Origin of the sequence: Xanthobacter dioxanivorans (genome assembly GCF_016807805.1) — a bacterium.
Classification (GTDB): domain Bacteria; phylum Pseudomonadota; class Alphaproteobacteria; order Rhizobiales; family Xanthobacteraceae; genus Xanthobacter; species Xanthobacter dioxanivorans.
Genome location: NZ_CP063362.1, coordinates 4795499 through 4809580, shown reverse-complemented (window position 1 = coordinate 4809580; position 14082 = coordinate 4795499). Strand labels below are relative to the sequence as shown.

The following is a 14082-nucleotide window of genomic DNA, read 5'->3' as shown; positions in this document are numbered from 1 at the left end:
GGCTCATGATGAACCTCGCCGAATATCGACGGACGTCAACCCGCCTCGCGGACTTCCTGCCCTGGGCCGCGCTCGCGGGCGAGGGCGTCGTCCTCAACAAGGACGGGAGCTTCCAGCGCACCGCGCGGTTTCGCGGTCCCGACCTCGACTCTGCGGTTCCCGCCGAGCTCGTCGCCGTGGCCGGCCGGCTGAACAACGCCTTCCGCCGCCTCGGCTCGGGATGGGCGATCTTCGTCGAGGCGCAACGCCATGGCGCCGGGGCCTATCCCGCGAGCTGCTTTCCCGAGGCCGCGTCCGCCCTGGTCGACGCCGAACGCAAGGCGGATTTCGAGGAAGACGCCTCGCATTTCGAGTCCAGCTATTTCCTGACCTTCGTCTATCTGCCGCCAGCGGAGGACGCCGCCCGCGCCGAGAGCTGGCTCTATGAAGGCAAGGCCGAGAACGGCATCGACCCTTACGAGGCGTTGCGCGGCTTCGCTGATCGCACCGACCGCGTGCTCCAGCTCATCGAGAATTTCATGCCGGAATGCGCCTGGCTCGATGACGGCGAGACGCTGACCTATCTCCATTCGACCGTCTCGACGAAACGCCATCGCGTGCGCGTGCCTGAGACGCCGATATATCTCGATGCGCTGCTGGCCGATCAACCGCTCACCGGCGGGCTGGAACCGCGCCTGGGCGACGCCCACTTGCGTATCTTGACGATCGTCGGCTTCCCGACCGCGACCACGCCCGGTCTGCTCGACGACCTCAATCGGCTCGCCTTTCCGTATCGCTGGTCGACGCGCGCCGTCCTTCTGGACAAGACCGACGCCACCAAGCTGCTCACCAAGATCCGGCGGCAGTGGTTCTCCAAGCGCAAGTCGATCGCCGCGATCCTCAAGGAGGTGATGACCAACGAGGCCTCGGCGCTGATCGATACCGACGCGGCGAACAAGGCGGCCGATGCCGATCTCGCGCTCCAGGAGCTCGGCGCCGACTATGCCGGCCAGGCCTATGTCACCGCGACGGTCGCCGTCTGGGACGCCGATCCACGCATCGCAGCCGAGAAGCTGCGCTTGGTGGAGAAGATCGTTCAGGGCCGCGACTTCACCGCGATGGCGGAGACGATCAACGCCGCCGACGCCTGGCTCGGGTCGCTGCCCGGCCATGTTTACGCCAACGTCCGGCAACCGCCGATCTCGACGCTCAATCTCGCCCACATGATCCCGCTGTCGGCGGTGTGGGCGGGGCCGGAACGGGATGAGCATTTCGGTGCGCCCCCCTTGCTGTTCGGCAAGACCGAAGGGTCAACCCCGTTCCGGTTTTCCCTTCATGTCGGCGACGTCGGCCACACGCTCGTCGTCGGGCCGACGGGCGCCGGCAAGTCTGTGCTGCTGGCGCTGATGGCGCTTCAGTTCCGGCGCTATTCGGGCTCGCAGGTTTTCGCCTTCGATTTTGGCGGCTCGATCCGCGCCGCGGCGCTCGCCATGGGCGGCGATTGGCACGATCTCGGCGGCGGGCTGACCGAGGGCGCGGCCGACAGTGTGTCGCTGCAACCTCTCGCCGGCATTCATCACGTGCCGGAACGGGCCTGGGCCGCCGACTGGATCGTCGCGATCCTGATGCGCGAGGGCGTGACGATCTCGCCGGAGGTGAAGGAATATATCTGGACGGCGCTGACCTCGCTCGCGAGCGCGCCTGTTGGCGAGCGCACCATCACCGGGCTTGCCGTCCTCCTTCAATCGAATGACCTCAAGCAGGCGCTACGACCATATTGCGTCGGCGGCGCCTATGGCCGGCTGCTCGACGCCGAAAGCGAGCACCTCGGCGCAGCCTCGGTCCAGGCGTTCGAGACCGAGGGCCTGATCGGAACTGGCGCGGCACCGGCCGTGCTCGCCTACCTGTTCCATCGCATCGAGGATCGCCTGGATGGCAGCCCCACGCTGCTCATCGTCGACGAAGGCTGGCTGGCGCTCGACGACGAGGGCTTCGCCGGTCAGCTCCGCGAATGGCTGAAGACGCTGCGCAAGAAGAACGCCTCCGTCGTCTTCGCCACCCAGTCGCTTTCCGACATCGACGGTTCCGCGATTGCGCCCGCCATCATCGAGAGCTGCCAGACCAGGCTCCTGTTGCCGAACGAGCGCGCGATCGAACCGCAGATCACCGCGATCTACCGGCGCTTCGGCCTCAACGACCGCCAGATCGAAATCCTCGCTCGCGCGATGCCCAAGCGCGACTATTACTGCCAGTCCCGCCGCGGCAACCGGCTGTTCGAGCTCGGCCTGTCCGACGTTGCGTTGGCGCTCTGCGCCGCCTCGTCGAAGACCGACCAGGCCGCCATCGAGCGCACCATCGCCGAGCATGGCCGCGAGGGCTTCCTGCCGGCCTGGCTGCGGCTGCGCGGCGTCGCCTGGGCGTCCGACCTCATTCCCGACCTCACCAACCTGGAGAGCAAGCCATGATCTTCCGTCGCTCACGCGCGGCGTTTCTCGCCGCGTCCATCCTTTCGATTCCCGTGGCGCTATCGCCCGTGATGGTCTCGCCCGCATCCGCGCAATGGATCGTCTACGACCCGACGAACTACGTGCAGAATGTTCTCTCCGCAGCTCGCGCGCTGGAGCAAATCAACAATCAGATCACATCGCTTCAGAACGAGGCGACGATGTTGATCAACCAGGCGCGTAACCTCGCGAGCCTGCCGTACTCCTCGCTTCAGCGCCTGCAGCAGTCCGTGCAGCGAACGCAGCAGCTCCTACAGCAGGCCCAGCGCATCGCCTACGACGTCCAACAGATCGACCAGGCCTTCACATCCACCTACGGCAATGCGTCGATGTCGGCGTCTGACCAGCAGCTCGTGGCGCAGGCGCGCGAGCGCTGGCAGAACACCGTCGGCGGATTGCAGGACGCCATGCGGGTGCAGGCCGGCGTCGTCGGCAACATCGACACCAACCGCGCCGAGATGTCGGCGCTGGTCGGTCAGAGCCAAGGCGCGACCGGCGCATTGCAGGCGACCCAGGCCGGCAACCAGCTCCTCGCCCTGCAGGCCCAGCAGCTCGCCGACCTCACCGCCGTCGTCGCCGCCAACGGCCGGGCGCAGGCGCTCCAGTCGGCCGAACAGGCGACGGCCGCCGAGCAGGGCCGCGAGCAGCGCCGGCGCTTCCTGACTCCGGGCACCGGCTACCAGCCAGGCAACGCCAAGATGTTCTACGGCGGCAACTGAGGGGCGGCGTCATGGACGGAAAGATGCTGGCTCGCCTCGGCGCCGTTGTGTTCGTCGCGGTCGCGGTCACCGCGACCGCCATCGAGCTGACCCGAAAGGAGGACGAGCCGGCCGGCTGGTCCGCAGGGCGCGTCGAGAATTCGCAGGCCGATCCGCTCCGCACCGAGCTGATCCGTTGCCAGCGCCTCGGCGATGCCGGCCCCCGTGACGCCGCGTGCCTGCGCGCCTGGGCGGAAAACCGCAAGCGGTTTCTCGCACCGGGCGCGCGACCCAAGGAGCGCTTGCCCGACGCGGCGACGGCCCCGCAGCCCCAGTTTGGCGCTGACCCGCGGAACACGACGCTGGACAATCCTACCCCCCAGGAAACAACGCCGCAGCAAGACGAGGCCCGATAGCATCATGGGCGGCACCGGCGTCATCGACCATTTCCTCGAGGTCTTCACCCGTTACATCGATTCCGGGTTCGGTCTGCTTGGTAGCGAGGTCGCATTCATCGCGACCACTCTGATCGTCATCGACGTGACGCTGGCCGCCCTGTTCTGGAGCTGGGGCGCTGACGACGACATCATCGCGCGCCTGGTCAAGAAGACGCTGTTCGTCGGCGTCTTCGCCTACATCATCGGCAACTGGAACAATCTCGCCCGCATCGTTTTCGAGAGCTTCGCCGGTCTTGGCCTGAAGGCCTCCGGCACCGGCTTTACGACAGCGGATCTACTTCGCCCCGGCAAGGTCGCGCAGACCGGCCTCGATGCCGGACGGCCGCTGCTCGATTCGATTTCCAGCCTGATGGGCTACTGGTCGTTCTTCGAGAATTTCATCCAGATCGCCTGCATGTTCCTCGCCTGGGCGCTGGTGCTGCTCGCCTTCTTCATCCTCGCCGTCCAGCTCTTCGTCACCTTGATCGAGTTCAAGCTGACGACGCTCGCCGGTTTCGTGCTCATTCCCTTCGGCCTTTTCGGCAAATCGGCCTTCATGGCCGAGCGCGTCCTCGGCAACATCATCTCCTCCGGCATCAAGGTCCTGGTGCTGGCCGTTATCATCGGCATCGGCTCGACGCTGTTCTCCGAATTCACTGCCGGCTTCGGTGGAGCCAATCCGACCATTGACGACGCCATGGCGATCGTGCTCGCCGCGCTGTCACTGCTCGGCCTCGGAATCTTCGGTCCCGGCATCGCCAACGGCCTCGTCTCGGGCGGGCCTCAGCTCGGGGCCGGCGCGGCGGTCGGCACTGGCCTTGCCGCCGGCGGAATGGTCGCAGCCGGAGGAGCCGCTCTCGGCGCAGCAGCCGGCGGCGTCGGCGCTATGGCCGGCGGAGCGGCCGCCGCCGCACGCGGTGGCGCCGCTATGGCAGGTGGCGCAGCCACTGCCTACAGCCTCGGGGCCGCGGGCCAATCGGGCGCGGCAAGCGTCGCTTCCGGCCTTGGCGGCGTCGCCCGCGCAGCCGGTGGCGCGGCGGCTTCGCCCCTCCGCCGGGCGGCCTCACGCACCGCCGACAGCATGCGGTCGAGCTTCTCGGAGGGCGGGAAATCCGCCTTCGAAGCCACCGGTGGCACCTCGACCATGGGCACGATCGGCGGGGGCACGGCCGAGGCGGCCGCACCGGCTGACGGACCACCGGCCTGGGCTCGCCGCATGAAGCGCTCCCAAACGCTGAGCCACGGCGTGACAGCGGCCGCCCATGCCGTTCGCAGCGGCGACAGCCACGGCGGCGGCTCCTCCATCAACCTCTCCGAAAGCGACCGCTGATGTTCAAACGACCCTCCACTCACTACGGCAAGTCCCCCGAACCAGAGACGCCTTACCAGCGGGCCGCCCAGGTCTGGGACGATCGTATCGGCGGCGCTCGCGTCCAGGCCAAGAACTGGCGCCTCATGGCCTTCGGATCGCTGATCCTTTCGGCCGGCTTCGCTGCCGCGCTCGTCTGGCAATCAGCGCGTGGCACGGTCGTACCCTGGGTGGTGCAGGTCGACCGGCTCGGTCAAGCGCAGGCGGTAGCGCCAGCGGTCGCCGACTATCGCCCGACCGACCCGCAAATCGCCTTTCACCTCGCGCGTTTCATCGAGCAGGTCCGCTCGATCCCCTCCGACGCCATCATCGTCCGCCAGAACTGGCTGCGCGCCTACGACTTCACGACTGATCGCGGCGCGATGGCGCTCAACGACTATGCGCGCTCGAACGACCCTTTCACCAAGGTCGGCCGGCAGCAGGTCGCCGTCGACGTTTCCAGCGTGATCCGCGCGTCGCCGGATAGCTTCCGCGTCGCCTGGACCGAGCGGCGCTACGAGAACGGCCAGCTCGCCGAGACGACCCGCTGGACCGCCATCCTCACCATCGTCGTGCAGGTGCCTCGCAACGCCGACCGGCTGCGAGCGAACCCGCTCGGCATCTACGTCAACGCCATCAACTGGTCACGGGAGCTTGGGCAATGAAGCCGTCTTTCCGTAAAGCCGGAAACCCGGCTTCTCGCACTTCCACACTCGCGGCTCTGCTGCTTTCAGCAACTGCGCTCGCCGGCTGCGCCACGACGCAGAAACCGCCCGAGATATCCTATGACGACGCAGCGCCCGCCGTGCAGACGGCCGATCCGCCGGGGCCAGTGCAGGTCGTGGAGCTTCCACGTCCGCTACCGCTGCCGGGACAGATGAAGCCCGTTGAAGAATCGCGCCGAACCCCAGAGCCGACCGATCCGACGGCCCGCGTCAATCAAGCCAATGCGGCTGCGCGCGTGCAGCCAGTCCGCGACGGCTTCATCAATGCGATGCAAGTCTATCCGTACACTGGCGGAGCGCTCTATCAGGTCTATACCGCCGTTGGTCAGATCACCGATATCGCCCTGCAGCCCGGCGAGCAGCTCGTGGGTTCCGGGCCGGTGGCCGCTGGCGACACGGTCCGCTGGATCATCGGCGACACGCAGAGCGGTTCGGGCGCGACTCTGCAAGTCCACATCTTGGTGAAGCCGACCCGCGCCGACCTGATGACCAACCTGGTCATCAACACCAATCTGCGGACTTATCACCTGGAACTGCGCTCGACCGAGCGCACCTATATGGCGTCGGTCTCGTGGCAGTACCCGCAGGATCAGCTCATCGCCCTGCGCCGTCAGAACGCGCAGGCCGAGGCAGCGCGTCCCATCGCCACCGGCGTCGACCTCGCCAACATCAACTTCCGCTATGCCATCGAGGGCGATCGTGCGCCCTGGCGGCCGCTGCGGGCCTATGACGACGGACGGCAGGTCTTCATCGAGTTTCCACGCGGCATCGGCCAGGGCGAGATGCCGCCGATCTTCGTGGTCGGCCCCGAGGGCAACACCTCCGAACTCGTGAATTACCGCGTCCGCGGCAACTACATGATCGTCGATCGCCTGTTCGCGGCCGCCGAGCTGCGCTTCGGCGCGGGTGACCACCAGAAGCGCGTTCGGATCACCCGCACCGACGGGAGGCCGGCGTCGTGAGCGAGCCTGAAGCCCGGAAAGAGGATGAGGATGCGCCGCTGACCGGGTCGACCGCCGACGCGGCCGCCCCGATGCGGCTTCGTGCGGAGGCTCCGCGCGTTACGCGGCTGTCGCGCAAGGTGCTCGCCAGCATCGGTCTCGTCGCGAGCGTGGGCCTGGGCGGAGCGCTGATCTACGCCCTTCAGACGCGCGACGGCGGCAAGTCCGCCGAAGAACTCTATTCGACCGAAAACCGATCGACCGCCGACGGCCTGGCGGGCTTGCCCCGCGACTACAGCGGTGTGCCTCAGCTTGGCCCGCCGCTTCCCGGCGACCTCGGCCGTCCTATCCTTGGCGCGCAGAATCGCGGCCAGCCTGTGCCCAATCCCGGCATAGCACCACCCAATCCTGGCCTCAGCGCCGAGGAGCAACGCCGCCTGCAGGAAATCGAGAGCGCTCGCACCGCCAAGCTCTTCGCCGGCACGGAGAACCGGCCGACGCCACCATCAGCCTCTGGCACTGCGAGGGTTGTTCCGCCACCCACACCTGACCTCGCCAGCCTCGGGCTTGCTCCCCAGCCAGCAACGCCGTCGGCCCAGGATCGGCAACTCGCCTTCCTCAACGCCGCCGCCGATCGCCGCACCGTCTCGCCGGATCGCATAGCGGCTCCGGCGTCGCCGAACATCCTTCAGGCGGGCGCCGTGATTTCGGCCGCGCTCATCACCGGCATCCGGTCCGATCTTCCGGGCCAGATCACCGCGCAAGTGACGGAGAACATCTATGACAGCCCGACGGGTCGCGTCCTTCTTGTGCCCCAAGGCACCCGCATCATTGGCCAGTACGACAACAATGTTCAGTTCGGCCAAAGCCGCGTGCTGCTGGTCTGGAACCGGCTGATCTTCCCGAACGGCCGCTCGATCGTGCTCGAGCGTCAACCTGGCGCTGATGCCGAAGGTTATGCCGGCCTCCAGGACGGCGTCGACTATCACTGGTGGGATCTCGCCAAAGCGGCGGGCCTATCCACGCTACTGAGCATTGGGGCAGAACTCGCCACCAACGACGACGACCGTCTGATCCAGGCGATCCGCAACGGGGGGCAAGACACGATCAACGATGCCGGTCAGCAGATCGTTCGCCGCCAGTTGAACATCGCCCCGACCTTGACGATTCGCCCGGGGTTCCCCGTTCGCGTCATCGTCACCCGCGACCTCATCCTCGAACCCTACGGAGGCTGACATGGCAAAGCTGAAGCTCGGAGTCGTCGCCGACGACAAACCGGTCAAGCTCGCGATCGAATTTCCGGCGACCGTTCATCGCGACCTTGTCGCTTACGCGGAAATCCTAGCCCGCGAGACCGACCATCCGGTAAGCGACCCGGCCAAGCTGATCGTCGCCATGGTGGAGCGCTTCATGGCCACCGATCGCGGATTCGCGAAGGCGCGGCGGCCGCGTCAGTCGCCCGCGGGCAAGGAGGGATAGCGCTCTTGCAGCAGGTTGATGAAACCCGCCAGCGCCGGATTGTCATTGTCGCTCTGCCAATAGGCCGCGTAATTGATCCGGCTCGGGCCATTGCCGTCCCGCGCCTCGCGGTAGACGACGCCTGTGTAGGTGGCCCCTATGCAGGCTTCGCACATCAGGCTGACGCCGAAACCCGCTCCCACGAGGCTCTTGATGTTCTCGCGGCTGACATCGTGACTGATGACCTTGGGCCGCTCGCCCGGCGCGGCGAGCTTCGCCAGCAAGATGTCCTGGATCTCCGGCCCGGGATCACGCTGGCTGAAAAGGAAGGTCTCGTCCTTCAGATCGGTCCAATAGACGATGTTGTTGCCGGCCAATCGGTGACCTTCGGGCAGCGCGACCATGATGCGCTCGCTCCAGAGACCCATGACCTTCCCCTCGCGAGAGATCGGATCACCCGTCACGATGGCGACATCAAGCCGGCCAGCATCGACGCCGGCGAACAGGCATGCGCGTGCGCCTTCATATGTCTGGATTTCGACCTTCGGGAACCGCGACGCATACTCGATCAGGCTGGCCCGCAGGTTCCCGGCCGACAGCGAGGTGTAGAATCCGACCGTGAGGCGGCCGGCCTCGCCCCTGCCGATTTCCTTGGCGGTCGCGGCCATATGATCGACCGTTTCGACAAGATGCCGAGAGGTCCGCAATATCTCGACGCCAGCCGTAGTCAGCCGAACGCCACCGCTGGTTCGTTCGAACAACACGACGCCCAGACGCTCTTCCAATTGCGAAATGCAGCGGCTCAGGGTCGATTGCTTGACCCCAAGCGCCTCAGCCGCCCGCCGAAAACTGCGGTAATGCGCAGCGGCGACCGCATAGCGCAGGTGTCTCAGTTCGATATGCGCTTCCAGCGATCGGAACTCCTCCTGTGATTCCGGCAACCTCCTGTCATGGCACTCCCGGAATTTATGTGCCCGGCCGAGCGGCAACCGCCTCAACCAATATGGGAATTGCCCGCCGGAATTTTCACCTTGCGGGAGCGCAACCGACTCGGATCGGCAGCACGGCCGACAGGACTGTAGTCCGACCAGTGAGGTAATGCTATTGCGACGCGTTTGCATCCATTCGATCCGAAATGGATCAAAATGCCGACTTGGCGGCGGCATGGTTCACCGGACCTCGGTCAGCGTCCACCGCCCCTCAAGCCGCCTGACGATCGGCCGCGCGATACTGGCCATATCCGACCTTTATGAGCAGGCCCTCTTCGCACATGCGGGCCAAGTAACAGCGAGGGACCCCGATGTCCGTTAGATCGCGCGTCCGCACCACGCCGCGCTCATTGGCCAGGGCGACGGCTCGGTCCCTCAGCGAGGGCTTCGGGCCGCCGGCGAGGCGTAGTGCTTCTGCGCGATCCCGGTCGCGCTTGCGCATTTTGGGCAGCTCTGGCGTAGTTGGGAGTAGGGAAATCGAGAACTCGTAGTTCGCATCTTCGCCGACCCCGGGGAGCCATCTACCCCTTTCCTGACATAAGCCGACATAAAGAAATCGTGGAACCGCCCGGGACGCAGAGCGGTGTGGGGACGATCGGAGGAAGGTGCGGGGCCGGCCGGCGATGCCGCGCCGGGATCAGGCTGCGGCCAGGCGCTTGCGGACGCGCTGGACCTGCATAGGGAACCATGGGCCGCCGGCGGGCGCGCTGATGCCGCAGCGGGTCAGTTCATCGGCGGCAGCGCGCGCGGTCATGCTGTTGAGTTCAGCGAATACAGGCGCGAGAAGCTGGGTTCTCTCCTCTGCCTCGGCCTTGAACCGCGGCGCAAGATGCTCGGCGCCGAACCGGCCGAGCTGCTGACCGCGGGCCTTCGCAGCGGCCAACGCGCTACGGGTACGGGCTGAGATAAGACGCCGTTCTTTCTCCGCGAAAGCCGCAAAAATGTGCAACGTAAACGGGTCTGCATCTGCCCCCAGCTCGGCGGCGATGAAGGGCACGCGCTGCGACATGAGCCCCGCGATGAACGCCACGTCGCGGCTCAAGCGATCCAACTTCGCGACGATCACCGGGCATTTGCGCCGCTTGGCCGCGGCCAGCGCTGCCGTCAGTTCCGGCCGACGGTCAAGGGCATCGATGCCCTTTCCGGTCTCGACTTCGATGTGTTCGCCCTGGATCTCAAAGCCTTCGGTGGCGGCAAAGCGGGCGATGGCTTCGCGCTGAGCTTCCAACCCTAGACCGGACTTGCCCTGCCTGGAGGTGCTGGCACGAAGGTAGCCAATGGCGGCGCGCATAACAGGCACTCCAACGTACGCCTGTTGCGCTCGGACATGCGGAGCAGTTCGTCAAGAGAAAATTGCACGTTATCGCAATGCCTTGAGTGCGATCGGGGGCGGCATCCGCTGCGCCTATCTCGCCGGGAGAAGGTGGATGTGCCCCCCCAGGGTCTTCGCGCGCAAGAACGCGCTGGAGGGGTGGGGGGCAAAACCGGCGGCCGCCGTCCGCGCTCCTGCCTTGCCCGCGCGACTGAGCCCAAAATCACTTGGACCGTTTTTTTTGAGGCGCGGAATTTTCCGGGAACGTCCACCCTCAAAAGCAGGTCACCAAGCGAGAACGCGCCTCCCCAAAGCGGCCCCCACCCCTGTGACGATGCCGATGCCGATGCCATACCACGCCAGCACGAAGAGGGGAGAATCATCGATGCAGTGGAGGGCGTAGAGCGCGGCGCCGAGGCCCCCAGCGGCCAGGCCCGCGGCGGCGCCTGCAACGGCCGGGCGGGTCGGGGCGCCGCGCTGCAGAGCCAGAAGGAGCGCGCCGAGCACCGGCGCCGCCAGGAGCGGGATGAGCGACACGCAATAGACCGCATAGTGGCCGATGAAATCCGCCCGCCACTCGGCGCGTGGCGTCGAGAGCAACTCGACGGCGACCCCTGCCGCCAGCACGGCAGCGGGCAGCAGCAGCGCCAGCACTGGACGCGTGGCATCGGCGCCCGGCCGCGACAGCCTCAGTGCCAGAATGACCGCCGCGGCGGCAAGCGTCAGCGTCACGGCGAACTTGAGAAGGATGCGCCACTCCTCCAGCAGTGAGAGAAGTCCCGAGCGGGGCGCGAGGATCAGCACGAACAGGGCCGCGGCCGCCACCACGCCTGCCAGCAGGCCGAGCGCCATTCCGCGCTCCAGGCTGCGCCCCGGGTGTCCGTCGGCGGCGAGTCCGCGTATGAGGTCTTCCGTCTTCACGGCGTCGTTTCCTTCACTCGTCCGTCCTGAGGAGCGTCGCGAGGCTCGCGAACGCCCGGTGCAGAGCCACCCGCACGGCGCCGGGGGTCATGCGCATGCGCTCCGCCGTCTCGCCGATGGAGGCGCCGTCGACCGCCACCGCCCGCAGCACCGCCTGCTGCTTCTCCGGCAGCAAGGCGAGATGACGCTGCACGTCTGCGGCCGCGGTGTCGGGCCGCTCTTCCGGCGCCGGCAGGATGTCGGCGAAATTTTCCACAGGCACCTCCACGCGGCGCCCCCGCCGGCGCAGGTGGTCAACCAGCTTGTTGCGGGCGATGGTCCAGAGCCAGGGCCCGATCGGGTCGGCGCTGCGCCAGGTGTGCCGCTTCAGGTGCACAGCGAGGAGCGTTTCCTGCACCACATCCTCCGTCTCGCCGGTGGGAGCGCCGAGGCGCGACAGCCGGCGGCGGACCACCGCGCGCACTGCGGGGGCCATCTCGCGCAGCAACTGCTCGTATGCCGGCTGATCCCCGGCAAGCGCGGCCTGCATCATTTGCGCCCACCGCTGCTCGCGGTCGTCCATCGACACATTCCTAAAGGTCAGTTCGCGCGAAGCGGCGGGATCGTTACGGTCCGGGCGGACGACACCGACGATTATTTCGCGCGCATATTTCTTCGTCGCCACGTGTAACGCAATGGCGGGTCCCTCCGAACAAGGAGATGGCGCAGGACAACAGCCGCCTGCCGCGCACCAATCTTCCACGGAGAACGACCCATGACCACGAAGACCACGTTCATCGCCGCTACCCTCGCCGGCTCCCTCACCGCCGCGCTCGGCATGGTGGCGAGCGCCGCCGCCGGGCCCGTGGCCGAGCAGCCCGGCATGGACAAGTGCTACGGCATCGCCCTTGCGGGCCAGAACGATTGCGCCGCCGGAGCCGGCACCACCTGCGCCGGCACCGCCAAGGTCAACTACGACGGCAAAGCGTGGAAGTACGTCGCCAAGGGCACGTGCGAGGCGATCAAGACGCCGAAGGGCATGGGCCATCTGAAGGCCATGTAAGGCCGCCCCGCGTCCACGTTCGGGAGGGCGCCCGCTGGCGCCCTCCGTCGGTCCCACGCGCGATCGAGGAGCCTTCCCATGACGTCCTTTCTTCCCGCCGGCGCCGGCGTCGGCTTCAAGGCGGAGCATCTCGACGCCCTGCTCGCCGATCCTGGGCCGGTGCGCTTCGTCGAGGTCCACGCCGAGAACTACATGGGCGCTGGTGGGCGGCCCCATGCGCAGCTCGCTGCCCTGCGCGAGCGCTTCGCGCTATCCGTCCACGGGGTGGGGCTCTCCATCGGCGGGGAGGCGCCGCTCGACACGGCGCACCTCGCGCGCCTGCGTGTCGTTCTGGACCGCCACCGACCGGAGAGCTTTTCCGAGCATCTCGCCTGGTCGTCGCACGCGGGCTCCTTCTTCAATGATCTGCTGCCACTGCCCTACACGGAGCAAACCCTCGCGCGTGTCACCGGCCATGTCGCGCAGGTGCAGGACGTCCTGGGCCGGCAGATGCTGCTGGAGAATCCCTCGACCTACGTCCGGTTCGAGGAAAGTACCCTCGGCGAGGTGGAATTCCTCGCCGGCGTGGTGGCGCGCACTGGATGCGGCCTGCTGCTCGACGTCAACAACGTCTTCGTCTCGGCCGTCAATCACGGAACCGATGCCCGCGCCTACCTCGCGGACTTTCCCTTCGAGGCGGTGGGGGAGATCCACCTCGGTGGCCACGATGCCGACAGCGACGAGACCGGCGCGCCTCTCCTCATCGATGCCCACGGCGCGCCGGTGGCGGAGCCTGTGTGGGCGCTTTTCAGCGAGGTGATCGCGCGGACCGGGCCGCTGCCGAGCCTTATCGAATGGGACAACGACGTCCCCCAATGGGCGGTGCTGCGCGGGGAGGCCGAGCGCGCCGCCACCGTGCTGGCGCGGCACGCGCGCGCGGCGGCCTGAGCCATGGCCCCTTCTTCCCTTCAGGCGTTCGCCGACGCGCTGACCGCCGCGGACCGGCGCCCTCCGCCCGGCCTCTCGGGCCCGGCGGATCGCAGGTTCGCTGTCTACCGCAACAACGTGGCCGTGGGGCTCATCCGGGCCCTGGAAGCGCGCTTCCCGGCGGTGGCGGACCTGGTGGGCGAGGAGTTCTTCCGCGCCATGGCCCGGGACTTCATCCTGCGCCATCCGCCGGCCTCGCCGCTGCTGATGGCATATGGGGACGCGCTGCCCGCCTTCATCGCCGGTTTCCCGCCGGCCGGCGCCATGACTTATCTCGCGGACGTGGCGCGCGTGGAGGTCGCGGTCTCCCGGGCCAGCCATGCCGCCGATGTCCCCCGCCTCGGCGGCGAGGCGTTCGCGGAGGTCGCGCCCGGCGCGCTCGCGGCGCTGCGCATCGAGCTTCATCCTGCGGTGGCTGTGGTGCGCTCCGCTCATCCGGTGGGCACCATCCTCGCCATGGCGCGGGGATGGGCCGTCGCCGGGCCCATCGTGGATTGGTCGGGCGAGGCGGTGCTGGTCGACCGTCCCGGTCTCGACGTCAAGGTGCGGCGCGTGCCCCTGGGGGCAGCCGTATTCTTGGAGCATCTGGCCGCGGGCGATCCGCTCGGCGCGGCCGTGGCCGGCGCCGCCTCGAGCGACCCCGGCTTCGACCTTGCCGCGGCGCTCGCCGACCTGATCGGCGCCGGTCGCGCCTGCCGCATCGAGACCCCTGAGGGAGGAATGCCGTGACCGCCAACGAGCTTGCGCACCCGACCGCGCCCC

The 14082-nt window shown here is 67.5% G+C and carries 16 protein-coding genes; 11 read left to right on the top strand and 5 right to left on the bottom strand.

All coding sequences use genetic code 11. The annotated features are described in order from the left end of the window. Positions 1–5: 5 nt before the first annotated feature. From trbE to EZH22_RS22450, 8 genes are read left to right on the top strand one after another with little or no spacing between them, the layout of a single operon-like run. Positions 6–2444 carry a conjugal transfer protein TrbE gene (gene trbE / locus EZH22_RS22485; protein ID WP_203192639.1) on the top strand — a complete coding sequence of 813 codons (2439 nt, stop codon included), beginning with the start codon at positions 6–8 and terminating at the stop codon, positions 2442–2444. After that, positions 2441–3202: a P-type conjugative transfer protein TrbJ gene (trbJ, locus tag EZH22_RS22480; RefSeq protein ID WP_203192638.1), complete on the top strand. Its 762-nt coding sequence runs from the start codon at positions 2441–2443 to the stop codon at positions 3200–3202. The genes trbE and trbJ overlap by 4 nt, the downstream gene beginning before the upstream one ends. Positions 3203–3213: 11 nt before the next feature. Next, positions 3214–3597: a putative entry exclusion protein TrbK-alt gene (trbK-alt, locus tag EZH22_RS22475; RefSeq protein WP_203192637.1), complete on the top strand. Its 384-nt coding sequence runs from the start codon at positions 3214–3216 to the stop codon at positions 3595–3597. A 4-nt stretch (positions 3598–3601) separates the two neighbouring features. After that, positions 3602–4948 carry a P-type conjugative transfer protein TrbL gene (gene trbL, locus EZH22_RS22470; protein WP_203196706.1) on the top strand — a complete coding sequence of 449 codons (1347 nt, stop codon included), beginning with the start codon at positions 3602–3604 and terminating at the stop codon, positions 4946–4948. After that, a complete protein-coding gene (gene trbF, locus EZH22_RS22465; RefSeq protein WP_203192636.1) occupies positions 4948–5631 on the top strand; it encodes a conjugal transfer protein TrbF in 684 nt (227 codons plus the stop codon). Before trbL ends, trbF begins: the two co-directional genes overlap by 1 nt. Next, positions 5628–6653, top strand: coding sequence for a P-type conjugative transfer protein TrbG (gene trbG / locus EZH22_RS22460; RefSeq protein WP_203192635.1), 1026 nt, complete (start codon positions 5628–5630; stop codon positions 6651–6653). Before trbF ends, trbG begins: the two co-directional genes overlap by 4 nt. Continuing rightward, complete coding sequence (locus EZH22_RS22455) at positions 6650–7867, top strand: TrbI/VirB10 family protein (protein WP_203192634.1); 1218 nt, start codon at positions 6650–6652, stop codon at positions 7865–7867. Before trbG ends, EZH22_RS22455 begins: the two co-directional genes overlap by 4 nt. A 1-nt stretch (position 7868) precedes the next feature. Next, positions 7869–8111, top strand: a complete 243-nt coding sequence (locus tag EZH22_RS22450; protein ID WP_203192633.1) for a DUF2274 domain-containing protein — start codon at positions 7869–7871, stop codon at positions 8109–8111. On the opposite strand, the gene EZH22_RS22445 is transcribed toward EZH22_RS22450, so the two are convergent. The 5 genes from EZH22_RS22445 to EZH22_RS22425 all read right to left on the bottom strand — a co-directional run bounded on the left by EZH22_RS22445 (position 8084) and on the right by EZH22_RS22425 (position 11874). Continuing rightward, entirely contained in the window at positions 8084–9031 is a 948-nt protein-coding gene (locus EZH22_RS22445; protein ID WP_231711100.1) for a LysR family transcriptional regulator, read from the bottom strand. The genes EZH22_RS22450 and EZH22_RS22445 overlap by 28 nt on opposite strands. Before the next feature lie 259 nt (positions 9032–9290). Further along, positions 9291–9521, bottom strand: a complete 231-nt coding sequence (locus EZH22_RS31960) for a type IV toxin-antitoxin system AbiEi family antitoxin domain-containing protein (protein ID WP_231711099.1) — start codon at positions 9519–9521, stop codon at positions 9291–9293. A 195-nt stretch (positions 9522–9716) separates the two neighbouring features. Continuing rightward, entirely contained in the window at positions 9717–10370 is a 654-nt protein-coding gene (locus tag EZH22_RS22435; protein ID WP_203192632.1) for a recombinase family protein, read from the bottom strand. Between the two features lie 306 nt (positions 10371–10676). Continuing rightward, on the bottom strand, positions 10677–11312 hold the full coding sequence (locus tag EZH22_RS22430; protein ID WP_203192631.1) for an NrsF family protein: 636 nt from the start codon (positions 11310–11312) through the stop codon (positions 10677–10679). A gap of 13 nt (positions 11313–11325) precedes the next feature. Further along, a complete protein-coding gene (locus EZH22_RS22425) occupies positions 11326–11874 on the bottom strand; it encodes a sigma-70 family RNA polymerase sigma factor (protein WP_203192630.1) in 549 nt (182 codons plus the stop codon). Positions 11875–12066: 192 nt separating this feature from the next. Here EZH22_RS22425 and EZH22_RS22420 point away from each other — a divergent pair, with 192 nt between their 5' ends. The 3 genes from EZH22_RS22420 (at position 12067) to EZH22_RS22410 (ending at position 14049) form a co-directional block, all read left to right on the top strand. Then, positions 12067–12354, top strand: coding sequence for a BufA1 family periplasmic bufferin-type metallophore (locus EZH22_RS22420; RefSeq protein WP_203192629.1), 288 nt, complete (start codon positions 12067–12069; stop codon positions 12352–12354). A 78-nt stretch (positions 12355–12432) separates the two neighbouring features. Continuing rightward, positions 12433–13281: an MNIO family bufferin maturase gene (gene bufB / locus EZH22_RS22415; protein ID WP_203192628.1), complete on the top strand. Its 849-nt coding sequence runs from the start codon at positions 12433–12435 to the stop codon at positions 13279–13281. A gap of 3 nt (positions 13282–13284) precedes the next feature. Beyond that, positions 13285–14049, top strand: coding sequence for an HvfC/BufC N-terminal domain-containing protein (locus tag EZH22_RS22410; RefSeq protein ID WP_203192627.1), 765 nt, complete (start codon positions 13285–13287; stop codon positions 14047–14049). The last annotated feature ends 33 nt before the right edge of the window (positions 14050–14082 follow it).